Source organism: Streptomyces sp. NPDC058812, from assembly GCF_042744565.1.
Taxonomy (GTDB): domain Bacteria; phylum Actinomycetota; class Actinomycetes; order Streptomycetales; family Streptomycetaceae; genus Streptomyces; species Streptomyces thinghirensis.
In genome coordinates this window covers 361,398-383,456 of the sequence record NZ_JBHYOB010000004.1, presented here as the reverse complement: position 1 = coordinate 383,456, position 22,059 = coordinate 361,398, and the positions used below count along the sequence as shown (strand labels likewise).

At 71.4% G+C, this 22,059-nt stretch carries 23 protein-coding genes and 1 pseudogene; 17 read left to right on the top strand and 7 right to left on the bottom strand.

Annotation, left to right across the window (positions count from 1 at the left end):
- Positions 1–48 precede the first annotated feature (48 nt).
- The 3 genes from ACFW48_RS11345 to ACFW48_RS11335 form a co-directional block, all read right to left on the bottom strand.
- Positions 49–402, bottom strand: a complete 354-nt coding sequence (locus ACFW48_RS11345; RefSeq protein ID WP_386312843.1) for a hypothetical protein — start codon at positions 400–402, stop codon at positions 49–51.
- A complete protein-coding gene (locus tag ACFW48_RS11340; RefSeq protein WP_386312841.1) occupies positions 399–953 on the bottom strand; it encodes a DUF6232 family protein in 555 nt (184 codons plus the stop codon). The genes ACFW48_RS11345 and ACFW48_RS11340 overlap by 4 nt, the downstream gene beginning before the upstream one ends.
- A gap of 181 nt (positions 954–1,134) precedes the next feature.
- Positions 1,135–1,860: a MerR family transcriptional regulator gene (locus ACFW48_RS11335; RefSeq protein ID WP_386312838.1), complete on the bottom strand. Its 726-nt coding sequence runs from the start codon at positions 1,858–1,860 to the stop codon at positions 1,135–1,137.
- A gap of 200 nt (positions 1,861–2,060) precedes the next feature.
- Here ACFW48_RS11335 and ACFW48_RS11330 point away from each other — a divergent pair, with 200 nt between their 5' ends.
- Complete coding sequence (locus ACFW48_RS11330; RefSeq protein WP_386312835.1) at positions 2,061–3,593, top strand: carboxylesterase/lipase family protein; 1,533 nt, start codon at positions 2,061–2,063, stop codon at positions 3,591–3,593.
- Here ACFW48_RS11330 and ACFW48_RS11325 read toward each other — a convergent pair.
- Entirely contained in the window at positions 3,520–4,215 is a 696-nt protein-coding gene (locus tag ACFW48_RS11325; RefSeq protein ID WP_386313067.1) for a hypothetical protein, read from the bottom strand. The genes ACFW48_RS11330 and ACFW48_RS11325 overlap by 74 nt on opposite strands.
- Before the next feature lie 105 nt (positions 4,216–4,320).
- Here ACFW48_RS11325 and ACFW48_RS11320 point away from each other — a divergent pair, with 105 nt between their 5' ends.
- The 4 genes and pseudogenes from ACFW48_RS11320 (at position 4,321) to ACFW48_RS11305 (ending at position 6,503) form a co-directional block, all read left to right on the top strand.
- Positions 4,321–5,277 carry a Scr1 family TA system antitoxin-like transcriptional regulator gene (locus ACFW48_RS11320; RefSeq protein ID WP_386312833.1) on the top strand — a complete coding sequence of 319 codons (957 nt, stop codon included), beginning with the start codon at positions 4,321–4,323 and terminating at the stop codon, positions 5,275–5,277.
- Positions 5,225–5,338, top strand: a complete 114-nt coding sequence (locus ACFW48_RS11315; protein WP_386313065.1) for a DUF397 domain-containing protein — start codon at positions 5,225–5,227, stop codon at positions 5,336–5,338. Before ACFW48_RS11320 ends, ACFW48_RS11315 begins: the two co-directional genes overlap by 53 nt.
- Before the next feature lie 246 nt (positions 5,339–5,584).
- Positions 5,585–5,830 (top strand): annotated as a pseudogene (locus ACFW48_RS11310) (hypothetical protein); the annotation flags it as partial.
- A gap of 277 nt (positions 5,831–6,107) precedes the next feature.
- Complete coding sequence (locus ACFW48_RS11305; RefSeq protein WP_386312832.1) at positions 6,108–6,503, top strand: VOC family protein; 396 nt, start codon at positions 6,108–6,110, stop codon at positions 6,501–6,503.
- A 134-nt stretch (positions 6,504–6,637) separates the two neighbouring features.
- On the opposite strand, the gene ACFW48_RS11300 is transcribed toward ACFW48_RS11305, so the two are convergent.
- Entirely contained in the window at positions 6,638–7,018 is a 381-nt protein-coding gene (locus tag ACFW48_RS11300; RefSeq protein ID WP_386312829.1) for a PLD nuclease N-terminal domain-containing protein, read from the bottom strand.
- Positions 7,019–7,106: 88 nt separating this feature from the next.
- Here ACFW48_RS11300 and ACFW48_RS11295 point away from each other — a divergent pair, with 88 nt between their 5' ends.
- The 10 genes from ACFW48_RS11295 (at position 7,107) to ACFW48_RS11250 (ending at position 16,085) form a co-directional block, all read left to right on the top strand.
- On the top strand, positions 7,107–8,564 hold the full coding sequence (locus tag ACFW48_RS11295) for a menaquinone biosynthesis decarboxylase (protein ID WP_386312826.1): 1,458 nt from the start codon (positions 7,107–7,109) through the stop codon (positions 8,562–8,564).
- The gene (gene mqnP, locus ACFW48_RS11290) at positions 8,561–9,466 is read left to right on the top strand and encodes a menaquinone biosynthesis prenyltransferase MqnP (RefSeq protein WP_386312823.1); all 906 of its coding nucleotides are present in this window, start codon (positions 8,561–8,563) and stop codon (positions 9,464–9,466) included. The genes ACFW48_RS11295 and mqnP overlap by 4 nt, the downstream gene beginning before the upstream one ends.
- A 31-nt stretch (positions 9,467–9,497) precedes the next feature.
- On the top strand, positions 9,498–10,178 hold the full coding sequence (locus tag ACFW48_RS11285; protein WP_386312822.1) for a UbiX family flavin prenyltransferase: 681 nt from the start codon (positions 9,498–9,500) through the stop codon (positions 10,176–10,178).
- A 67-nt stretch (positions 10,179–10,245) separates the two neighbouring features.
- The gene (locus ACFW48_RS11280; protein WP_121748517.1) at positions 10,246–10,704 is read left to right on the top strand and encodes an Lrp/AsnC family transcriptional regulator; all 459 of its coding nucleotides are present in this window, start codon (positions 10,246–10,248) and stop codon (positions 10,702–10,704) included.
- A gap of 72 nt (positions 10,705–10,776) precedes the next feature.
- Positions 10,777–11,940 (top strand): aminofutalosine synthase MqnE, encoded by a 1,164-nt coding sequence (mqnE, locus tag ACFW48_RS11275; protein ID WP_386312819.1) that lies wholly within the window; start codon positions 10,777–10,779, stop codon positions 11,938–11,940.
- Between the two features lie 150 nt (positions 11,941–12,090).
- Positions 12,091–12,732 (top strand): UdgX family uracil-DNA binding protein, encoded by a 642-nt coding sequence (locus ACFW48_RS11270; RefSeq protein WP_386312816.1) that lies wholly within the window; start codon positions 12,091–12,093, stop codon positions 12,730–12,732.
- A gap of 16 nt (positions 12,733–12,748) precedes the next feature.
- Complete coding sequence (locus ACFW48_RS11265; RefSeq protein WP_386312813.1) at positions 12,749–13,273, top strand: GNAT family N-acetyltransferase; 525 nt, start codon at positions 12,749–12,751, stop codon at positions 13,271–13,273.
- A gap of 101 nt (positions 13,274–13,374) precedes the next feature.
- On the top strand, positions 13,375–13,674 hold the full coding sequence (locus tag ACFW48_RS11260) for a DUF4229 domain-containing protein (protein ID WP_386313062.1): 300 nt from the start codon (positions 13,375–13,377) through the stop codon (positions 13,672–13,674).
- 315 nt (positions 13,675–13,989) lie between these two features.
- Positions 13,990–15,324: a dicarboxylate/amino acid:cation symporter gene (locus tag ACFW48_RS11255; protein WP_386313059.1), complete on the top strand. Its 1,335-nt coding sequence runs from the start codon at positions 13,990–13,992 to the stop codon at positions 15,322–15,324.
- Between the two features lie 71 nt (positions 15,325–15,395).
- Complete coding sequence (locus ACFW48_RS11250) at positions 15,396–16,085, top strand: TetR/AcrR family transcriptional regulator (RefSeq protein WP_386312810.1); 690 nt, start codon at positions 15,396–15,398, stop codon at positions 16,083–16,085.
- Here ACFW48_RS11250 and ACFW48_RS11245 read toward each other — a convergent pair.
- The gene (locus ACFW48_RS11245) at positions 16,073–17,134 is read right to left on the bottom strand and encodes a MaoC/PaaZ C-terminal domain-containing protein (protein ID WP_386312808.1); all 1,062 of its coding nucleotides are present in this window, start codon (positions 17,132–17,134) and stop codon (positions 16,073–16,075) included. The genes ACFW48_RS11250 and ACFW48_RS11245 overlap by 13 nt on opposite strands.
- Positions 17,134–18,435, bottom strand: a complete 1,302-nt coding sequence (locus ACFW48_RS11240; protein ID WP_386312806.1) for a 3-oxoacyl-ACP reductase — start codon at positions 18,433–18,435, stop codon at positions 17,134–17,136. The genes ACFW48_RS11245 and ACFW48_RS11240 overlap by 1 nt, the downstream gene beginning before the upstream one ends.
- A 140-nt stretch (positions 18,436–18,575) precedes the next feature.
- On the opposite strand from ACFW48_RS11240, the gene ACFW48_RS11235 reads away from it, so the two are divergent.
- Positions 18,576–19,862 (top strand): acetyl-CoA C-acetyltransferase, encoded by a 1,287-nt coding sequence (locus ACFW48_RS11235; RefSeq protein ID WP_386312803.1) that lies wholly within the window; start codon positions 18,576–18,578, stop codon positions 19,860–19,862.
- Positions 19,863–20,116: 254 nt separating this feature from the next.
- Complete coding sequence (locus tag ACFW48_RS11230) at positions 20,117–22,042, top strand: AMP-dependent synthetase/ligase (RefSeq protein WP_386312801.1); 1,926 nt, start codon at positions 20,117–20,119, stop codon at positions 22,040–22,042.
- The last annotated feature ends 17 nt before the right edge of the window (positions 22,043–22,059 follow it).

The window sequence follows — 22,059 nt, the reverse complement described above, 5'->3', positions numbered from 1 at the left end:
TTCAACGGAACGGATGGCCCCTCGAACTGCGGTACGGGGGCCGCGCCGTCAGCCGCCGAGCAGCGCGAGGACGCTGTTCACGGCCTCGACGACGGGCTGGCCGACAGCTCCCACCGTGGCGGCGATGCCCGCCACCGCCATCAGGGCGCGGTGCCGTTGCTGCGGCGGGGTGTCGGCGGCCGTGGTGATGTCGGGCAGGCAGTCGTCGATGGACTGCGCGCTGGCCGGTGGCACCTCGTTGCGCAGCTCGCGTACCAGCTCGACGAGTTGCTGGATCGCCGCCTCAAGGGCGGGAGAGGCCTCGGGCGCGGCGGGCGCCGCCTGGTTCTTGACGATGCCGGTGTTGCCGAGGCCGCCGTGCATCGAGACGCTGTCGCCGAAGTAGTAGTTGTCGCCGCTCATGAGTGACCCACCCCCACGTTTCCCGATCCGCCGTACATGTTGACGTTGTCGCCGAAGTAGTAGTTCCTGGGGTTGACCAGGAGTTGTTCCACTTGGACGTGGAACTCCGCCTCGGGGTTCTCGATGGCCTGCACGATGGGCGCGACGAGTTGGTCGAGATGGCGCGGGTCGGCACTGGTCACCATGGCGATGGACGGGCCGGACGTCTCCACCGCCAGGACGTAGTGGGGTGGTGCCGTCAGTACGGAGAACAGCTCCACGACGCAGAACACCAGTGCCGCGATGGCCCCCAGCCAGACGATGGTGAGGATGCCGCCGGCCGTCGAACTGTCCGCGAGTGCCGTCAGCCCGGCGACGATCGTCAGGCCGAAGGCCACCGACAGGATCAGCGCCGTGCGCTTGAGGAACAGCAGCGTGGCTTCCTTGCGCCGGGGCGTCAGGGTGAAGGTGTAGACCCGCGTGATGTTCCGCAGCGGGTACGCCGCCGCGCCGACCCACAGCAGGCGCTTGCTGACCCGCAGGTCGATACCGCGTACGGCCTGCGGCGGCACGGCGGGCGGTGGCGGGATGTCGTACTGACCCGGTGGCTGCGTTCTCTGGCCCGGCGGCTGCGTTGTCTGGCCCGGTGGCTGGGTTCTCTGGCCGGGTGGCTGGAATTCCTGATGCGGGGTGTTCTCCATCGCCTTCCTGACCCTCCGTAGGCTGATGAGCCGTCAGTGAGTGACCCATTAATCACGCGGGGTGTCCCTGGTGCAAGTCGCTTAGATACACGTGCAGTCGGCCGGCCCCCGCGAGCATGGCGCGCGTGCGCGCCGTGAGCGCCTGCTCCCGGGCGGCGATCGCCGCCCGCAGTGCCTCGCTGCCGCCCTCCCGCCGCAGGCCGTCCAGGACGGGCCGGATGTGGTCGAACAGATAGTGGCTGCGGCGCAGCGTGCGCACGACCCGCGCGTCGCGCACGTCGGCGGGACCGTACAGCCGGTACCCGGTGCCGCGTTCCCGCCCGGGCGCGAGCAGCCCCGCCGCCTCCCACACCCGCAGCGCGGACGTCCGTACGCCGATCAGCGCGGCCACCTCGCCGATGCGCAGACCGCCGGGGCCCGGAAGCGGTTCGAGCCCCTGATCGGCCAGCGCCTCCAGCGCCTCGCTCGCGGCCCGCAGCGAGCCCCGCTCCTCGTGCAGGGCGGCGTGCGCGGCGTCGACGAGGGCGAGCGCGCCGGGCACGTCCCCCTCGTGCACGGCCCGCATGACCCGCGTCGCCGGCACCGGCCCGTACCCCTCCCGGAGCTTTCGGTACGTCATCAGGGCCTGTCGGTGCCGCTCGCCGAAGACCCGGTAGCCGGACTCGGTCCGCCCGGCCGGAGGAAGGACACCGGCGTCCTCGTAGTTGCGGATCTGCTGGGTCGACAGCCCGGCCTGGCGGGCCAGGTCGACGGTGCGCAGACGGCGGTCGTTCGTCATCGGGCCGAGGGTATGGCCTGGAAACACGACCGGGACTGGTGATTTACGCGATGTGGAGGACGCGCGAGGGGTCCGACACTGCGGTGACCGTGCCACTACCCGACCCGTACACGGAGGTGCCGATGTCCGGTCCGCACGAGAGAGACAGGACGAGGACGGCGCAAGGCCCGTCATCGTCCTGGACGCGCCGCTTACGAGGAGTGCTGGCCGGCACTCTCCTGCTGTCGGCGGCCGGTCTGGGCGCCGCGCCCGCCGCGACCGCGGGCGACACGACCGTCACCACCCGGTACGGGCAGGTGCGGGGCGGGGCGGGCGAGTCCGCGAACGCCTACCTCGGCATCCCCTACGCCGCCCCGCCGGTCGGAGACCGGCGGTGGAAGCCGCCCTCCCCGCCCGAGCGCTGGACGGGCGTCCGGAACGCCACGACCCCCGGCGACCCCTGCATGCAGGCGGAGTCGTCCTCCCCCTGGGGCGACCTGGCCGGTCCCGGCACCCCCAGCGAGGACTGCCTCTACCTGAACGTCCACACGCCCGCCGACCGCTCCCCGCGCGAGCGGCCCGTAATGGTCTGGATGCACGGAGGCGGCTTCACGATCGGCTCCGGGGCGTTCTACGACGGCGGTGACCTCGCCGCCCGGGGTGACGTGGTCGTCGTCACCCTCAACTACCGCCTCGGCGCCTTCGGATACCTCGCCCACCCGGGCCTGGCCGGAGAATCGCGGGAGGGCGTCTCCGGCAACTACGGCCTGCTCGACCAGCAGGCGGCCCTGCGCTGGGTGCGGCAGAACATCGCGGCGTTCGGCGGCGACCCGGGCAACGTGACGATCTTCGGCGAGTCGGCGGGCGGCGGCAGCGTCTGTCAGCACCTCGTCTCACCGCGCACGCTCGGACTGTACGACCGTGCCATCGCCCAGTCCGGCTGTGGCTTCCCCCTGCCCACCCAGGAGTCCCAGCAGCGCACCGGCGCGTCCTGGGCCGACTCCCTGGGCTGCGCCGACGTGGCCTGTCTGCGCGGCAAGCCCGCCGACGAGCTCCTCGCCGCCTCGCTGAGTCCCACGGCCCGCTGGGTCCCGAACGTCGACGGCCGGGTCCTGCCGCTGCAGATCACGGACGCGCTGGAGAGCGGCCGGTTCCACCGGGTCCCCGTCCTCCAGGGCACCACCGCCGACGAAGGCCGCCTCACCGTGGCGTCCATGTACGACCTGGCCGGCCGCCAACTGACGGCGGCCGGATACCCGGTCGCCGTCCGTACCCTCTACGGCGACCGCTCCGACGCGATCCTCGCCCGCTACCCGCTGACGGATTACGGCACCCCCGCCGAGGCCCTCGGCGCGGTCCTCACCGACTCCCAGTTCGCCTGTCTCCAGTCCCGCACGGCGGAGCTGATGGCCGACCACACCCGTTCCTACCAGTACGAGTTCGCCGACCGCCACGCCATGGACTACCTCGACCTGCCGGTCGGTTTCCCCCTCGGCGCCCCGCACGGCTCCGAGATCCGGTACGTCTTCGGCGGCGTCTCGGGCACTCCCGCCCAGAACGCCCTGGCGGCGAAGATACTCGGATACTGGACCAACTTCGCGCACACCGGCGTCCCGTACGCGGCGGACGCCCCGCACTGGAACCAGTACCCGAAGGTGCAGGTACTCGCTCCCGAGGCGATCACGGTGTCGACGACCTTCCCCGAGGACCACAAGTGCGACCTGTGGCTCCAGGAGGACCCGGCCGGCTCCTGACCGCCGGCTCCAGCACCGCGTAGTCCGCGAAGCAGCGCCGGTAGCGCAGGTGCCGGGTCTCCTGGGTGTGCCCGCGCTGCCACTCCTCCACCTCCTCCGGCCCCTGACACGGTCCGGAGGAGGCGCCGCAGTCGGCCTCGTCCCCCGAAACGCAGCGCGCTTCGTACTCCGGCTGTGCCGTGGGGTCCTGGACGATCGTGAACGGTACGTACCGGAAGACACGGCGCCCGGCGTGCTCCTGGCGCTGGTGCCGGGCCAGCAGCACGTCGGCATCCGTCTCCGCGCTGCCGTCCCCGGCGGCCCGTGCGTGTGCGCGCCGCTCGGCCAGCCGGGCGCAGGTGTCGCAGCCGGTGACCGGCTCGGGCGGCGGTCCCACATCGACCAGCGGCGGTTCCGCCAACAGGCCGCCGCACGAACGGCCGTTGGCCGCCCGCACGCCGGCGCTCAGCCGTTCCCCGGCCGTCGCCGCCCGGATCAGCGCCGGGTCGGCCTGCCACTCCCGGCCGCCGCCGACGGGGCGCAGCATCGCGCAGGGCCCCGCCTCGCCCCGGTACTCACCGACCTCGCGGGTGCGCGGGTCGTAGACGAGCGTTCCCGGTTCCACCGGATCCACCGGTCCCATCATCAGCCTCCGTCACTCTGGGTGTATCGAGAGTCGCCGAGGGGAACCTTCGGTATCAACGTCTGACGCGTGACACTCGTCCACTGTCACAAAGGGGGAGAGGCCGTGGGCCGACGCAACGCCGGTGGCCCGGGCGTGAGTACGGCCGCCGTGTTCGGCGAGGTGCTGCGGCATTTCCGGGAGGCCGCGGCGCTCACGCAGGAGGGGCTGGCGGTCCGCATCCCCTGCGACCGGTCGCACGTCGCCCGGGTCGAGGCGGGGACACGGGTGCCGCAGGACACGTTCGCGAAGACGTGCGACGAACTGCTGGGCACGGGTGGGGTGCTGGCGCGGTTGTGGGGGCGGATCGACTGGTATCCGGAGGTGGAGCACCCGGACTGGTTCCAGCGCCGGGCCGACATGGACGCGGAGGCGGTGGCGCTGCGGGAGTACCAGGAGCGGGTCATGCCGGGGCTGTTGCAGACGGAGGAGTATGCGCGGGCGTTGTTCTCGCGACTCGTCAGCGGTGAGGCGCTGGAGGAGCGTGTTCGTGCCAGGTTGAGTCGACAGCGGCGTTTGTGGTGCGACGACGGCCCGCTGTACGTCGTCGTTCTCGACGAGAGCTGCTTGCGCAACATCATGGGCGGATACGCCGTCATGCGCGATCAGTGTGCGCACCTGCTCCGCATCGGACGCCGACCCAACGTCCGTGTCCAGGTCGCTCTCGCCGACCGTCCCGGACTGCTTCGACCCAGTGGCTCGATGTCGCTGCTCAGGCTGCCTGATGGCCACGAGTGGGTCTACTCGGAGTCCCTTGACCGTGGCCATTTCAATGACGATCCAGCCGTCTACGCCCGCCATAGCCAGACATATGATGTGCTCAGGGCGGATGCTTTGTCGGCCCCCGAGTCCGCCGCCTTGATCAGCGACGCGATGGAGAGGTACGAGGGTCATGGACAGGCACGAACTCAGCGCGGCGTCCTGGATCAAGAGCAGCTACAGCGACGCCAACGGCGGCAACTGCGTCGAAATCGCCCCCGATATCCCCGGCGCCGTCCCCGTCCGCGACAGCAAGAACCCTGACGGCCCCGCCCTGTTCGTCGGCCACGCAGCCTGGTCCGCCTTCACCTCGGCCCTGCGCTGACACCGGAACCCGGGTTCTCGTGCTCCGGGATCGCGGGTGATCCCTCCAAGGACTACTCGGGGAAAAGACCACCACCAAGCCCCACCCCACCCGCCCACGGCGTCGGCTCACTCGCCTGGGTGTACATCACCGGTTGGGCTGGCTTTCGGGTCCCCCAACTCCCTTACGCTCAGCGCATTAACCGCTGACATATGTCAGCCCCCGTCGATGAGTAGCGTCGCCGACGGGGGCCTGACCACCGAGGAAGTGGCCGTGGACCTCTCCTTCTACAAGTCCTACATTTCCGAAGAAATCCGCGACGAAGGCCGCGCACAAGGCGAGACGCGCCGCGCCGCTCAGGACGTCCTGCTGGTCCTGGAGCAGCGCGGCCTCGACGTCTCCGACGACGTCCGCCTGCGCGTCACGGAGTGCGGCGACCCCGAGGTCCTCAGCCGCTGGCTCGCCCGCGCCGTCACCGCGTCAACCGCCGAGGCGATCTTCGAAGGCGAGTGACCCGGCGGGAGCCGGTGGGTCGCGGCGAGCGCGGTGCCGAGGTCGAGCCGCTGCTCGGGCAGGAAGGTCGGAGTGCCCGCGGGGGCGTCCGGCAGTACCCGATCGACCGCGACGTGGTTCGGGCGGCCCCTTCTCGTCGCCGCGTCCGGCACCGTCCCGCTCGCCCCGACCCGGCTGTAAGCCGCCGCACTCCGCCGGAAAGCGGCCGGGCGGTGACCTACATCGCTCCTAGCGTGCGGTCACGTCAGCCCAGCCCCACCGATTTAGGAGTGACCCCATGAACCTCGTCTCGATCCGCATCATCACGGGCGACGTCGCCCGCCTTGTCGACTTCTACGAGCACGCCACCGGAGTCCGCGCGAACTGGGCCACCGAGGACTTCGCCGAACTCCGCACCGGCTCCGGCACGCTCGCGATCGGCAGCACCCGGACGGTGCCGCTCTTCGCCCCCGGCTCCGCCCACCCGGCCGACAACCGCAGCGTCATCATCGAGTTCCGCGTCGACGACGTGGACGGCGTGCACCGCAACCTGGTCGGCTTCGTGGACGACATCGTCAAGGAGCCCACGACGATGCCCTGGGGCAACCGTGCCTTCCTCTTCCGCGACCCCGACGGCAACCTGGTCAACTTCTTCACCCCGGTGACTCCGGAAGCCGTGGAGCGGGCCGGGTGACGAGGCCTCACCAGGGGGACAAAGTTGAACGGGGAAGCCGAGTACTCCCTGCATCGGCCTGACGACCACGACCTGCCCCGGCTCCGCCTCCCAGCGCTGGGTCAGGATCCGACGGCAGAGAGGATCGGGGAGGCTCAGGCCTCGTCCCGCTTGCCGCCCCTGCGGTCCTCGTCGTCGTCGGGGCCGCTCCGGCCGGTGTCCCGCGGGCCGTCCTCGCCCCGGTCCTTGTCCGCGTCGCCGGGCTGGTCGCCCAGCGACTTGAGGAACTCCGGATTGTCGTCCGGCGCGACGAACTGCCGCCGCCCGCCGCCCTGCCAAAGCGAAGCGCCCGCCGCCTGCCGCTTCTTTCCGGCGATGAGCCAGGAGATCGAGCCGACCAGCGGGAAGAGCAGCACGAGGATCGCCCACAGCGGCTTGGGGATGTGGCGGATGTCGGCATCCTTCGTGCTGATGCAGTCGATGAACGCGTAGACGCTCAGTGCCAGTGGCACGAGGAACATCAGCACCCGGAGCATGGGCCTCTCCAGCGGAAGCGGTGGGCTGGGGACGCGTCACGGCCCCCAGGTACAGGGCCAGGGTAGCCGCTCGGGGATACTGGACCGCATGGCTTACGACGATCTTCGCTCGCTGCTCCGGGCACTGGAGCGCGAGGGCGACCTCAAGCGCATCAAGGCCGAGGTGGACCCGTACCTGGAGGTCGGGGAGATCGTCGACCGGGTGAACAAGGCCGGCGGCCCCGCCCTGCTCTTCGAGAACGTGAAGGGCTCCGACATGCCCCTCGCGATGAACGTCTTCGGGACCGACCGGCGCCTGCTCAAGGCCCTCGGGCTCAAGTCGTACTCCGACATCTCCGACAAGATCGGCGGCCTGCTGCGCCCCGAACTGCCCCAGGGCTTCGTCGGCATGCGCGAGGCATTCGGGAAGCTCGGCGCCATGACGCACGTACCGCCGAAGAAGGTGAAGCCGGGCTCCGCGCCCGTCCAGGAGGTCGTCCTGCACGGGGACGACGTGGACCTCGACCGGCTCCCCGCCCTCTTCACCTGGCCGGACGACGGTGGCTCCTTCTTCAACCTGGGCCTCACCCACACCAAGGACCCCGAGACGGGCATCCGCAACCTGGGCCTGTACCGGCTCCAGCGCCACGACAAGCGCACCATCGGCATGCACTGGCAGATCCACAAGGACAGCCGCAACCACTACCGGGTCGCCGCCCGACGCGGCGAGCGCCTGCCGGTCGCCATCGCCTTCGGCTGCCCGCCCGCCGTGACGTACGCCTCCACCGCCCCGCTCCCCGGCGACATCGACGAGTACCTGTTCGCCGGGTTCCTCCAGGGCAAGCGGATCGAGATGGTCGACTGCAAGACCGTCCCGCTCCAGGTCCCGGCGCAGGCGGAGGTCGTCATCGAGGGCTGGCTGGAGCCCGGCGAGATGCTCCCCGAGGGCCCCTTCGGCGACCACACCGGCTTCTACACGCCGCAGGAGCCGTTCCCCGCCCTGAAGATCGACTGCGTGACGATGCGGAAGCGCCCGCTGCTCCAGTCGATCGTGGTCGGTCGCCCGCCGACGGAGGACGGCCCGCTGGGGAAGGCCACCGAGCGCTTCTTCCTGCCCCTGCTGAAGATCATCGTTCCGGACATCGTGGACTACCACCTCCCCGAGGCCGGCGGCTTCCACAACTGCGCGATCGTCTCGATCGACAAGAAGTACCCCAAGCACGCCCAGAAGGTGATGCACGCCATCTGGGGCGCCCACATGATGTCCCTGACCAAGCTGATCGTCGTCGTCGACTCCGACTGCGACGTCCACGACCTGCACGAGGTCGCCTGGCGCGCGCTGGGCAACACCGACTACGCCCGCGACCTCACCGTCGTCGAAGGCCCGGTCGACCACCTCGACCACGCCTCCTACCAGCAGTTCTGGGGCGGCAAGGCGGGCATCGACGCCACGAAGAAGCTGCCCGAGGAGGGGTACACGCGGGACGGGGGCTGGCCGGACATGGTGCTGTCCGACCCGGATACGGCGGCGAAGGTCGACCGCCGCTGGAAGGAGTACGGACTGTGACGTCGGCTTCCGCCGCGCTACCGCAGCAGCCGGGGCGCACCAAGGCGTTCCTGCGCCTGGTGATGATCGAGCACTCGGTCTTCGCGCTGCCCTTCGCCTACATCGCCGCCCTCACCGCGATGTACGAGTGGGACGAGAACATCCACTGGGGCCGGCTGCTCCTGGTCACCGTCGCGATGGTCGGCCTGCGCACCTTCGCGATGGCCGTCAACCGGATCATCGACCGCGAGATCGACGCCCGCAACCCGCGCACCGCCCACCGCGAACTGGTCACCGGCGCCATGTCGGTCAAGCACGCCTGGACCGGCGCGCTGATCGCCCTCGTCGTCTTCCTGGGCGCCGCCGCCCTGCTCAACCCGCTCTGCCTCGCCCTCGCCCCCATCGCGGTGATCCCGATGGTGGTCTACCCGTACGGCAAGCGGTTCACGAACTTCCCGCAGGCCATCCTCGGCCTCGCCCAGGCGATGGGTCCGATCGGCGGCTGGCTGGCGATCACCGGCAGCTGGTCCTGGGAGGCCGTGATCCTCGGTCTCGCGGTCGGCATCTGGATCGGCGGCTTCGACCTGATCTACGCCTGCCAGGACGTCGAGACCGACCGGCAGGTCGGCGTGAAGTCGGTCCCGGCCCGCTTCGGCGTCCCGGCGGCCATCTGGGGCGCCCGCGTCTGCCACACGGTCACCACGGCGCTGTTCGCCTGGTACGCCGTCGCCACCGACGCCGGCGTCCTCTTCTGGCTGGGCCTGCTGATCGTCGCGGGCGCGTTCGTCTACGAGCACACCATCGTGCGCCCGACCGACCTGTCCCGCCTGAACAGGGCGTTCTTCTCGGTCAACGGCTTCATCGGCATCGCCCTGTTCGCGTGCGCGCTGCTGGACCTGCTGGTGCGGGGCCTCACTGTCTGAAAACCCTGAGCCTGCGACTAGGCTCGGCATCATGAAGCCAGGACAGACGCAGCGCACGCCTTGGATCGTGGGGGTGTCGGGGGCATCCGGTACGCCGTACGCGGCGGCGGTGCTGCGGGCGCTGCTCGCCGCGGGCGAGAGCGTCGACCTGGTGGTCAGCCGGGCCTCGCGGCTCACCCTGCTCGACGAGACCGGCATCTCCTTCCGGGACGCCCACTGGCGGACCGACCTGCACACATGGCTGTCCCGGGGCGCCGACGGCAAGCCCGGCACCTTCGACGTCGACCTGGCCGGCGACCGGGTACGGCACTGGAGCGCGGGCGACCTCGCGGCCGGGCCGTCCTCGGGGTCGTATCCGGCCAAGGGCATGCTGATCGTGCCCGCGTCGACGGCCTCGGTCGCGGGCGTCGCGCTCGGGCTCTCGAAGGACCTGTTGCAGCGGTCGGCGAGCGTGACCCTGAAGGAGGGGCGCAAGCTGGTCGTGGCCGTACGGGAGACCCCGCTGGACGGCCGGACGCTGCGGCACCTGGTGACCCTGGACGACGCGGGCGCGACCGTGGTGCCCGCCTCGCCGGCCTTCTACGCGGGGGCGACGCACATCCAGGACCTGGTGGACTTCGTCGCCGGACGCGTCCTCGACGCGGCGGGCGTCGAGCACGACCTCTACCGCCGCTGGCGCGGCGACCTCGGCGGGGCCCGCCCCACCACCTGAGCACCACCTCCCCCCACACGTTTGTTACCCACATCTTCAGAACTCTTCAGTGGAAGGCTTCGATCGCATGGACGCGGTGGACAGGCAGCTCATCCAGGCCCTGAGGGAGAACGGCCGGGCCTCCTACGCCGAGCTGGGGCGCCTCGTCGGACTGTCGGGACCCAGCGTCACCGACCGCATCAACCGGCTGGAGGCGGCCGGCGTCATCACCGGTTACCGGGCCACCGTGGACGCCGCCTCGCTCGGCCTCGGCGTCACCGCCCTGATCGGCGTCTCGCTCTCCGACGCCGCCGACCACGAGGACGTCGCGCAGCGCCTGCGGGACCTGCGGGAGATCGAGGACTGCTGGTTCATCGCCGGCGACGACTCCTACATGCTCAAGGTGCGCGCGGCCGACGTGGACGGCCTGGAGAGCATCATCCGCCGGCTGTCGGGCACGAAGGGCGTGTCCAGGACCCGTACCACCATCGTGCTCTCCACCAAGTGGGAGAACCGGGTGGGCGAGCTGCCGGAAGAGGTTCAGTAGAAGAGGTCCAGCAGAAGAGGTCCAGTAGTCGGGGCGTACGGTTTACGAGTCAGTCTCAGAAAGAGGTATCGCATGGACGCCGGGCTCAAGCGGGAGCTGGAGCAGAAGGTCCGCTCCGGGGAGCGGCTGACCCGCGAGGACGGCATCGCGCTGTACGAGTCGGACGATCTGGCCTGGCTCGGCGGCCTCGCGCACGAGGTGCGGACGCGGAAGAACGGCGACGTCGTCCACTTCAACGTCAACCGCCACCTCAACATGACCAACGTGTGCACCGCCTCCTGCGCGTACTGCTCCTTCCAGCGCAAGCCGGGGGAGAAGGACGCGTACACGATGCGCATCGAGGAGGCGGTGAAGCTCGCCAAGTCGATGGAGGGCGAGAACCTCACCGAGCTGCACATCGTCAACGGCCTGCACCCGAACCTGCCGTGGCGCTACTACCCGCGCTCGCTGCGGGAGCTGAAGGCCGCGCTGCCCGACGTGTCGCTCAAGGCGTTCACGGCCACCGAGATCCACCACTTCGAGACCATCTCCGGGATGTCCGCCTCCGACATCCTCGACGAGCTGATCGACGCCGGTCTGGAGTCCCTGACCGGCGGCGGCGCCGAGATCTTCGACTGGGAGGTGCGGCAGCACATCGTCGACCACCGCACCCACTGGGAGGACTGGTCGCGCATCCACCGCCTGGCGCACGAGAAGGGTCTGAAGACCCCGTGCACCATGCTCTACGGCCACATCGAGGAGCCGCGCCACCGCGTGGACCACGTACTGCGCCTGCGCGAGCTCCAGGACGAGACGGGCGGCTTCCAGGTCTTCATTCCGCTGCGCTACCAGCACGACTTCGTGGACATGCAGGACGGCAAGGTCCGCAACCGGCTCCAGGCCCGCACCCAGATGGCGACCGGCGCGGAGGCGCTGAAGACCTTCGCGGTGTCGCGACTGCTGTTCGACAACGTCCCGCACGTCAAGGTCTTCTGGGTCATGCACGGCGTCCAGACCGCCCAGCTGGCCCTCCAGCACGGCGCCGACGACATGGACGGCTCGGTCGTCGAGTACAAGATCACGCACGACGCGGACGACTTCGGCACGCCGAACAAGCTGACCCGCGAGGATCTGCTCGACCTGATCCGCGACGCGGGCTTCCGGCCGGTCGAGCGCAACACGCGGTACGAGGTCCTTCGGGAGTTCGAGGGGCCCGACCTGGAGCGTCGGGAGTCGCCGCAGCCGATGCGGGTCTGATTTCCGCGGTTGTTCTTCGACTGCGGGCCGGTGGGGGCCGTTCGCGCAGTTCCCCGCGCCCCTTTCAGGGGCGCGGGGAACTGCGCGAGCAACCACAGACCACCCGCACCCGACACGGGTCCGACCCCCCGCGGCGGGTAGTCGGACCACATGGCCGGTACCGAGGACGCTTACACTGCCGAACCCTTCGTTCCGAAGCGCGGCGGCCTCCCCGCCCTGCGCAGGGCGGCCGCCGACTGCCGCGGCTGCCCCCTGCACCGGGATGCCACGCAGACCGTCTTCGGCGCCGGCACGGCGACCGCCCGCGTGATGCTGATCGGCGAGCAGCCCGGCGACCAGGAGGACCGGCAGGGCAAGCCCTTCGTCGGCCCCGCCGGGAGCCTGCTCGACCGGGCGCTGGCGGACGCCGGCATCGACCCGGCGGACGCCTACGTCACCAACGCCGTCAAGCACTTCAAGTTCACGCGGGCAGAGCCGCGCAAGCGCCGTATCCACAAGGCGCCCACCCTGCGCGAGATGACCGCCTGCGGCCCCTGGCTGGCCGCCGAGCTGGCCCGCGTGGAACCCGAACTGATCGTGGTGCTCGGCGCCACGGCCGGCAAGGCGCTGCTCGGTTCCTCCTTCCGGGTCACGCAGGTGCGCGGCACGGTGCTGGAGGAGGAGATCCACGGGCGCCCGGAACGACTGGTGCCGACCGTGCATCCGTCGGCGGTGCTGCGGGCCGAGGACCGGGACGCGGCGTACCGGGGTCTGGTCTCGGATCTGCGGGTGGCGGCACAGACACTCGCGTAATGGTTACTATGGATGAGTGTCCCTTACTTTCACTTTCGATCCGGCCGTCACCCCCGACCTCCGCGACGGCGTACTCGACCTGTGGACCGACGTCTCCAACGCGGGCGGTTCCGTGGGCTTCGTACCGCCGGTGACGCGGGAGGACATCCGCCCCGAACTGGTCAGGCACATGGTGGGCATGGCCGAGGGCCGCACCCGCCTGCTCGTCGGCCACGACGAGGCGGGGCGAGTGGCCGCCACCGCGTTCCTCGTCCTGAACACGCACCGCCTGATGACCCACTGGCTGTGGCTCTACACGGTGATGGTCCACCCGCGCCACCAGGGCCTGGGCTACGGCCGGGACCTGATGACCGCGGCCGCGGACGCGGCCCGCACCGTGGACGGCATCGGAGCGATCCGGCTCACCTGCCGGGGCGGCCGCGGCCTGGAGCGGTTCTACGAGTCCTGCGGCTACAAGGAGGTCGGCCGGGTGCCCGGCGCGATCCGCGTGGCGCCGGGCGACGACCGGGACGACGTCTTCATGCTGCTGCCGCTGACCTGAGCACGTACCCGTCGCGGGCCCGACCCCCCTGAAAGATCGGCGACCCGGCATGCTTCACTGGACAGTGCCTCTTTGTGCCAGAAACGGAAGAGTGGATTGAGATGCTCCGCTACACGCTGATGCGCCTCGGAATCTTCGTGGGCTGCCTCGTAGCAGTCTGGGGGCTCGTCTACGTCGGCGTGTTCCCGCGCGGCCTCGGTGACTCCAACGGTATGTGGATCATCCTGCTCTCCCTGCTGATCTCGGCCCCCATCAGCTACGTCGCGCTGCGCAAGGAGCGGGACCGGGCCTCGGTCCAGGTCGTGAGCCGCGTGGAGCGGATGAAGGCCAACCTCGACGCCAGTCGCGGCCAGGAGGACACCGCCGACGACACCGCACGGGCGCAGGGCCAGACCTCGTAACGTCCGTCACGCACGCGCAAGCCCCGGTTTCCGAATCCACAGGAAACCGGGGCCATCTGCGTTTTACGGGCAGTAGGCGTCTCCTACCTCTCAAAGCGAGGCTTTGGGGGTCTCAAAGCACAGGTGTTAAAGTCGTGTGCATGAAGCACGCAGCCGCGCCCCACACACCGCCGAGCCTCGCGCTCGTGGCGCGTCTGCACGTGGACCTCTGTCGGTGCGCGTCCGCGAACTGTCGCCCCTGACGTTCCCCCCTCATCCGTCGTTCTCCACGTCAGCCCTGCGCGTCCGTCCCCGCGTCCCGTCCCCCTACGGAGCCTGTCCGTGTCTTCAGTCACGAGCGTCAAGAAGTACTTCAAGGTGCCCTTCTGGGCCCAGATACTCGCCGGTCTCGTCCTCGGTGTGCTGCTGGGCTGGCTGGCCCGCAGCCAGGACATATCCTGGCTGGTCACCACCCTGGAGAAGGTCGGTGACACCTTCATCGGCCTGCTGAAGCTGGCCGTCGCACCGCTCGTCTTCTTCGCGATCCTGGTGTCGATCACCAACCTGCGGAAGGTCAACAACGCGGCCCGCCTGGCGTCCCGCACCCTTCTCTGGTTCATGATCACGTCGCTGATCGCGGTGGCCATCGGCCTGACCATCGGCCTGCTCACCAACCCCGGCGCCGGCACTGGCCTCACCCCGGCCGACGGCGCGAAGCCCGAGAACACCGGGTCCTGGATCGACTTCCTGACCGGCATCGTGCCGACCGACGTCATCACGCCGTTCACCGAGCTGAACGTCCTCCAGATCGTCTTCATGGCCGCTGTCGCCGGCATCGCCGCCCTCCAGCTCGGCGAGAAGGCCCAGCCGATCCTGAACCTGAGCGAGTCCGTCCTCGCCCTCCTCCAGAAGGCCCTGTGGTGGGTCATCCGCCTCGCCCCGCTCGGCACCGTCGGCCTCATCGGCAAGGCCATCGCCACCTACGGCTGGGACCTCATCGGCAAGTACGCCACCTTCACCGCCGACATCTACGTCGGCTGCGCGATCGTGATGTTCGTGGTCTACCCGGTGCTGCTCGCCACGGTCGCCAAGGCCAGCCCGCTCCAGTTCTTCAAGGGCGCCTGGCCCGCGATCCAGCTGGCCTTCGTCTCCCGCTCCTCCGTCGGCACCATGCCGCTGACCCAGAAGGTCACCGAGCGCCTCGGCGTGCCGAAGGAGTACGCCTCCTTCGCGGTGCCGTTCGGCGCGACGACCAAGATGGACGGCTGCGCCGCGATCTACCCGGCGATCGCCGCGATCTTCGTCGCGCAGATCTTCGACATCCAGCTGGGTATCGGCGACTACCTGCTGATCGCCTTCGTCTCGGTGGTCGGCTCGGCCGCCACGGCCGGCCTCACCGGCGCCACGGTCATGCTGACCCTGACCCTGTCCACGCTGGGCCTGCCCATGGAGGGCGTCGGCCTGCTCCTCGCGATCGACCCGATCCTGGACATGATGCGCACGGCGACGAACGTGGCCGGCCAGGCGCTGGTCCCGGTCCTCGTCTCGGCCCGCGAGGGACTGCTCGACCGCAAGGCCTACGACGCGGCGCACAGCTCGCCGATCGACGAGCCGGAGCGGGAGCGGGAGCAGGAGAAGCAGGCGTCGGAGCCGGTTCCGGCCGCCGCCTGACCGTCGTGTGCCAGGCGTCGGCGTCGCGCTGACGTCCTGATCACCGCCGCACGGACCGTACGCTGATTCGCATGGGTGCAGGGAAGACCAAGCGGATGCCGCGTGCGGTCCGTGAGCAGCAGATGCTGGACGCCGCCGTGAGCGTCTTCGGGCAACGCGGGTACATGGCGGCGTCGATGGACGAGATCGCCGAACTGGCGGGTGTTTCCAAGCCGCTGGTGTATCTGTACCTGAACTCGAAGGACGACCTCTTCACCGCCTGCATCCGCCGCGAGGCCCGCGCCCTCACCGAGGCGGTGCGGGCCGGTGTGCGTCCGGGACTGTCCGCCGACGGGCAACTCTGGTCGGGGCTGCGGGCTTTCTTCACGCACACCGCGCGGAACCCGGACGCCTGGCGGGTGCTCCACCTCCATGCCCGTACCCACGGCGAGCGGTTCGCGGCCGAGGTGGCGGCGATGCGGGAGGAGATCGTCGCGTTCGTGACGCAGCTGATCGCCGCGGCGGCGCGGGACGCGCACCGGGACCCGCACCTGCCCGAGGACGAGGTCGCCGGGCTGGCCGAGGCGCTGGTCGGCGCCGCCGAGTCGCTCGCCGACTGGGCCGGCGCCACGGAGGGTGTCACCGCCAAACAGGCGGCGGCGACCCTGATGAACTTCGCCTGGGCGGGCCTGGGCGACCTGATGGGGGGCCGGCCCTGGTCCCCGCCGGAGGACTCCGGGCCGGAGCCGCCGGCGCAGGCCGTCCCGGTTCAGGCCGGGTAGGGCCGGACCTCGCCGGACAGGTGCAGCCGCCGCCCCTCACCGTCGCGCAGCTCGAACCGCCCGTCCCCGGCCCCGTACGCCACCGTGCCCGGCAGCAGCACCGGCGCCCGGAAGTCCGCCCGCACCACGGCCGCGTCCGGCGTCCCGTGCTCGGCGAGGCACCGGGCCACGGTCCACATGCCGTGCGCGATGGCCCGCGGGAAACCGAACAGGCGGGCGGTGAGCGGGTGCAGATGGATGGGGTTGCGGTCACCGGACGCGGCACCGTAGCGCCGCCCGACGTCACCGGCGAGGCGCCATTCGGCGCGGGTCGGCAGAGGGGCGTGCACGGGCGCCGGTTCCCGGTCCCGGGCGGGCTTCCGGTCTTGGCCGGGCTCGGGGTCTTGGGCGGGCTTCCGGTCTTGGATGGGCTCGGGGTCTTGGGCGGGCCCCCGGTCCTGGCCGGACTCGGGGTACTGGCCGGACTCGGGACCCTGGGCGGGCCCCCGGTCCCGGCCGGGCTCCCCGCCCAGCGGTTCGCCGTCCCGGCCGGATGCCCCGGCAGGGGCGTCCCCGTCCGTGCGGTGCCTGGCCAGGTAGGTGCTGCGTGACTCCCACACGAGGTCCGCGCCGGCCCGCAGCTCCGTCACGACCGTGGCCTCGGTCCCGCGCCGGTGCGGCGCCAGGCCCTCGACGTACGTGGTGAGTTCGTACTCGGCGGTCGCGGGCATGGTGGCCCGCCGGGTGATGCCGATCGACGTGTGGACGAGCCCGGGCAGCGGCAGCGGGAAGTCCCGGCCGCTCATCAGCCGCATGGCCATCGGGAAGGCCAGCACGTGCGGGTACGTCACCGGAAGCGCGTCCGCCCCGGTCGGGAATCCGCACACCCTCTCGTAGGCGGCCAGGCGCGCGAGGTCCACGCGCAGGCCGGGCAGCACCAGCCGGGTACGGGAGAAGTCCGCGCCCGGACGGGGCCGCTTGAGGGGCGACAGCAGGGCGCCGCGCAGGAGGAGCGGCGGGAGGGCGGGGACGCCGGTCAGCGTGTGCGTCGTGCGGGCCGCGCTGGTCATCACGCCCCCAGCAGGCTCTGGCCGCAGACCCGGACGACCTGGCCGTTGACCGCGCCCGAGGCCGGGTGCGCGAGCCAGGCGGTGGTCTCGGCGACGTCGGCCGGCAGGCCGCCCTGGGCGAGCGAGTTCATGCGGCGGCCGGCCTCGCGGATGAACAGCGGGACCGCCGCGGTCATCCTCGTCTCGATGAAGCCCGGCGCGACCGCGTTCACCGTCACCCCGTGTTCGGCGAGCGCGCGCGGGGCGAGGGAGCGGACCAGACCGACGATCCCGGCCTTGCTGGCGCCGTAGTTGGTCTGGCCCGCGTTGCCCGCGATACCGGCGATCGAGGCCGTCGCCACGATCCGGCCGCCCCGGTTCAGCGTGCCGGCCGCGAGCAGCGCGTCCGTGGTGCGCAGGACGCTCGCCAGGTTGACGTCGAGGACGGAACTCCAGCGTTCGGCGGGCATGTTGGCCAGGCGCCGGTCGCGGGTGATGCCCGCGTTGTGGATCAGGACGTCGAGCCCGCCGGGCAGGGCGGCGGCGACGCGTTCGCCCGCGTCGGCGGCGGTGATGTCGAGCGCGAGGGCGGAGCCGCCGAGGCGCTCGGCGACCTTCCGGGCCTCCTCCTCGGCCCGCGGCACGTCCAGGACGACGACGTGGGCGCCCTGCCCGGCCAGTGTCGCGGCGACCGCCGCGCCGATGCCGCGTGCGGCGCCGGTGACCAGCGCGGTGCGTCCGGCCAGGGGGAGGTCCCAGTCGTCGGGGGCGGTGACCGGGGTGTCGGCCGCCCCGACCTCGATCACCTGGCCGCTGACGTAGGCGGAGGCGGGGGAGAGGAGGAAGCGCAGGGTGGACTCGGCGGCGTCGGCGTCGGCGTCGCCGAGCCGGACGATGTTGACCGTCCTGCCCCGTCCGATCTCCTTGCCGAGCGAGCGCGTGAAGCCCTCCAGCGCCTGCTGGGCGGCCGCCTGATGGTGGTCGGCGGGGTCGAGCGGGGCGCCGAGCACCACTACCCGGCCGCTCGCGGTGACGGACCGTACGACGGGGTGCAGTGCGGCGTGCACCTCGGCGAGGGAGCCGACGTCCCGGACGCCGGTGGCGTCGAGGACGACGGCAGCGGGGCGCCCGGCGCCGTCCTCGCCGAGTCCTGTGCGGGTCAGGACGGACGCGAGGTCGAGGTCCGACTTGCCCGCGGTGAGGTGCAGCAGGCCGCCGGTGAGTGAGCGGCGTTCGAGTGGCGCGGGCTGTGGGAGTCCCAGCCGGCGGGTGAGGAAGCGGCCGGGCGCGGTGCCCGTGAAGCTGAGATAGCGGTCGGCCATGGCCTGTCTCCCCAACGACTCTGTCGTGCCCACAGTGCTCACAAGTGCTCACCACAAGTGCCCACCGGCGCTCACTCTTGCTTACTCTGGAGTAAGGTTACCGAAGGTAAGCCTACGTCACGGGTGAGGAGCAGGTCGAGATGAGCCCTCTGGCACCGCAGCCGGCGCGCCGCGTAGCCGTCATCGGCGGCGCACGCGTCCCCTTCGCCCGCTCCGACGGGCCGTACGCCACCGCCTCCAACCAGGAGATGCTCACCGCGGCCCTCGACGGCCTGGTCGAGCGCCACGGCCTCCAGGAGCCGGGTGCCGTCGGCGAGTTCGTCGCCGGCGCGGTCCTCAAGCACAGCCGCGACTTCAACCTCGCCCGCGAGACGGTCCTCGGCTCGGCCCTGCACCCGCGCACCCCCGCGTACGACATCCAGCAGGCCTGCGGCACCGGCCTCCAGGCCGTGATCGCCGCCGCCAACAAGATCGCCCTCGGCCAGACCGGGTCGGCGATCGCCGGCGGCGCGGACACGGCGAGCGACGCGCCCCTGGGTGTCAACGATCGCCTGCGCCGCATCCTGCTGGAGGCCCGCCGGGCGAAGTCCCTCGGCGGCCGGATGAAAGCGCTGGCCAAGGTCCGCCCGGGCCATCTGGTCCCCGACATCCCGCGCAACGCCGAACCGCGCACCGGTCTGTCGATGGGCGAGCACGCCGCGGTCACCGCCCGGGCCTGGGGCGTCACCCGCGAGGCCCAGGACGAACTGGCCGCCACGAGCCACCGGCGGCTGGCGGCGGCGTACGAACGCGGCTTCTTCCAGGACCTGGTGATCCCCTTCCGGGGCCTGGCCCGCGACCAGAACCTGCGCCCCGGCTCGACGGTCGAGAAACTGGCCGCGCTGCGGCCGGTGTTCGGCCTCTCCGGCGCCGACCCCACGATGACGGCGGGCAACTCGACGCCCCTGACGGACGGCGCGGCGACGGTGCTGCTGGCGAGCGAGGAGTGGGCCGAGGCGCGCGGGCTGGAGCCCCTCGCCTACCTGACGGCGTACGAGACGGCGGCCGTGGACTTCGTCGGCGGCGATGTCGCGGGCGGCGAGGACGGGTTGCTGATGGCCCCGGCGTACGCGGTCCCGCGCATGCTGGAGCGCGCCGGGCTCGGGATCGAGGACTTCGACCTGGTCGAGATCCACGAGGCGTTCGCGTCCCAGGTGCTGGCCACGCTGGCGGCCTGGGAGAAGCGGGGCCTGGCCCCGGTGGACCGGGCCCGCCTGAACGTGGCCGGCTCCTCCCTCGCCACCGGTCACCCCTTCGCCGCGACCGGCGCCCGCATCGTGGCGACGCTGGCCGGGCTGCTCGCCGAGCGGGGCGGTCCCGGGCGCGGCCTGATCTCCGTCTGCGCGGCGGGCGGTCAGGGCGTCACGGCCATATTGGAACGAACGTGACCTACTGGCAGGTAACCCCCGAGACTGCACACGTCCGGCGCGGGACCATCCCCGAACCCGCACCAACTCCCCACGAGGGCCCCGTACGATCCCGACACTGACCGCCGGTAACCCAGGTCCGCGGAACCCGGCGATGAACGCCTCGGCGCGCGAGGCACGTACGTCATGCAGCAGAGCAGCGACAGCCGAGCCAGTGACAGCCGAGCCAGTGACAGCAGAAGCAGTCTCGCCGCTGCACGTCCCAGGAGCCGCCCGTGTCCACCCCGCTTCCCTCCTTCGCCGCATCCGCCGCCTACGCCGACTCGCCCGGCCCCACCCTGGTGGCGCCCGAGACGCGGCGGCTGGACGGGGCCGTACGGGAGGCGTACGTACCACCGTTCGCCGCGCCGGCGCGGCGCGGCTCGCTCGCCGACCTGCCCTTCGACAACGCGGCCGCGGCCGGGGACCAGGTGGTCCTCAGCCGCAGGTCGCCGGACGGGCACTGGTCCGACGTGACGGCGGCCGGGTTCGCCGAACAGGTGCTGGCGGTGGCCAAGGGCATGATCTCCGAGGGCCTGACGCCGGGCGACCGCATCGCGATCATGGCCCGGACGACGTACGAGTGGACGCTGCTCGACTTCGCCGCGTGGGCGGCCGGCCTGGTCACCGTCCCCGTCTACCCGACCTCCTCCCTCTTCCAGACCCGCTGGATCCTCCAGGACTCCGGCGCGGTCACCCTGGTCACCGAGACCACCGCGCAGGCCGCGGCCCTCGGCCCCGAGCTGGACCGCATCCCCGATCTCAAGCACCTGTGGGTCATGGAGAAGGGGCATGTGGAGCGGCTGGCCGAGCTGGGCGAGCGGGTGCCGGACCCGGAGGTGGACGTCCGCCGGGGCATGCTGAGCCCGAGCACGCTCGCCACCCTCATCTACACCTCGGGCACCACCGGCCGCCCGAAGGGCTGCGCGCTGACCCACGGAAACTTCTTCGCCGAGGTCGACAACGCGATCGAGCTGCTCTACCCCGTCTTCAAGGCCAAGACGGACGACGACCCCTCGGTCCTGCTCTTCCTCCCCATGTCCCACGTCTTCGGCCGCATGGTCGCCGTGGCCTGCGTCCGCGCCCGGGTCCGCCTCGGCCACGCGCCGAGCCTGAAGCCGGAGAACCTGCTGCCCGACCTGGCGGCCTTCCGCCCGACCTGCCTCCTCACCATCCCGTACATGCTGGAGAAGGTCTTCAACAGCGCCCGCGCCAAGGCCGAGTCGGGCGGCCGGGCCTCGACCTTCGACCGCGCCGTCTCGGTGGCCGAGCGCTACGGCGAGGCCATGGAGGCCCGCCAGACGGGCGGGAGCGGCCCGGGCCGCGCCCTGAAGACCGCCCGCTCCTTCTACGACCCCCTCGTCTACCGGAAGATCCGCAACGCCATGGGCGGCCGGGTCCGGTACGCCATCTGCGGCGGCTCACCGCTCGGCCGCCGCCTGGCCGCCTTCTACGCCGGAGCCGGCATCGAGATCTTCGAGGGCTACGGCCTCACCGAGACGACGGCCGCGGCGACGGTGACGCCCCCGTTGAAGCCGCGCCTCGGCACGGTCGGCTGGCCGCTGCCCGGCACCCGCATCCGGATCGCCGCCGACGGCGAGATCCTGGTCGCCGGCGACCAGGTCCTGCACGGCTACTGGGACCCGCAGGCGGGCGGCGTCGTCCAGGCCGCTCCCGACGGCTGGTTCGCCACCGGCGACCTCGGCAGCCTGGACGACGAGGGGTACCTGACGATCACCGGCCGCAAGAAGGAGCTGCTGATCACCGCGGGCGGCAAGAGCGTGGCCCCCGCCCCGCTGGAGAACTGGCTGCGCTCCCACCCCCTGATCTCCCAGTGCATCGTGCTGGGCGACCGCCGCCCCTACGTCAGCGCCCTGTTCACCCTCGACCCCGACGGCCTCACCCACTGGCGCCGCATGAACGGCAAGCACCCGGTGCCGCCGGAGCTGCTGACCGACGACGAGGAGGTACTGGCGGTGCTCCAGCGCGCGGTCGACGAGGCCAACAAGCTCGTCTCCCGCCCGGAGTCCATCCGCCGTTTCGCCGTCCTGCCGAGGGACTTCACGGAGTGGGAGGGCCATCTGACCCCCTCGATGAAGCTCCGGCGCGACGTGATCATGCGGGACTTCGCGGGGGCGGTGGAGGGACTGTACGAGGGGTAGGGGAGGGGCGGGCGCCG

Excerpts from the sequence above, each read along its gene's own strand:
- ACFW48_RS11345 (WP_386312843.1), bottom strand. The coding sequence starts at position 402 with ATGAGCGGCGACAACTACTACTTCGGCGACAGCGTCTCGATGCACGGC.
- ACFW48_RS11335 (WP_386312838.1), bottom strand. The coding sequence starts at position 1,860 with ATGACGAACGACCGCCGTCTGCGCACCGTCGACCTGGCCCGCCAGGCC.
- ACFW48_RS11325 (WP_386313067.1), bottom strand. The coding sequence starts at position 4,215 with ATGGGACCGGTGGATCCGGTGGAACCGGGAACGCTCGTCTACGACCCG.
- ACFW48_RS11305 (WP_386312832.1), top strand. The coding sequence starts at position 6,108 with ATGAACCTCGTCTCGATCCGCATCATCACGGGCGACGTCGCCCGCCTT.
- ACFW48_RS11300 (WP_386312829.1), bottom strand. The coding sequence starts at position 7,018 with ATGCTCCGGGTGCTGATGTTCCTCGTGCCACTGGCACTGAGCGTCTAC.
- ACFW48_RS11295 (WP_386312826.1), top strand. The coding sequence starts at position 7,107 with ATGGCTTACGACGATCTTCGCTCGCTGCTCCGGGCACTGGAGCGCGAG.
- ACFW48_RS11285 (WP_386312822.1), top strand. The coding sequence starts at position 9,498 with ATGAAGCCAGGACAGACGCAGCGCACGCCTTGGATCGTGGGGGTGTCG.
- ACFW48_RS11280 (WP_121748517.1), top strand. The coding sequence starts at position 10,246 with ATGGACGCGGTGGACAGGCAGCTCATCCAGGCCCTGAGGGAGAACGGC.
- mqnE (WP_386312819.1), top strand. The coding sequence starts at position 10,777 with ATGGACGCCGGGCTCAAGCGGGAGCTGGAGCAGAAGGTCCGCTCCGGG.
- ACFW48_RS11270 (WP_386312816.1), top strand. The coding sequence starts at position 12,091 with ATGGCCGGTACCGAGGACGCTTACACTGCCGAACCCTTCGTTCCGAAG.
- ACFW48_RS11260 (WP_386313062.1), top strand. The coding sequence starts at position 13,375 with ATGCTCCGCTACACGCTGATGCGCCTCGGAATCTTCGTGGGCTGCCTC.
- ACFW48_RS11250 (WP_386312810.1), top strand. The coding sequence starts at position 15,396 with ATGGGTGCAGGGAAGACCAAGCGGATGCCGCGTGCGGTCCGTGAGCAG.
- ACFW48_RS11245 (WP_386312808.1), bottom strand. The coding sequence starts at position 17,134 with ATGACCAGCGCGGCCCGCACGACGCACACGCTGACCGGCGTCCCCGCC.
- ACFW48_RS11240 (WP_386312806.1), bottom strand. The coding sequence starts at position 18,435 with ATGGCCGACCGCTATCTCAGCTTCACGGGCACCGCGCCCGGCCGCTTC.
- ACFW48_RS11235 (WP_386312803.1), top strand. The coding sequence starts at position 18,576 with ATGAGCCCTCTGGCACCGCAGCCGGCGCGCCGCGTAGCCGTCATCGGC.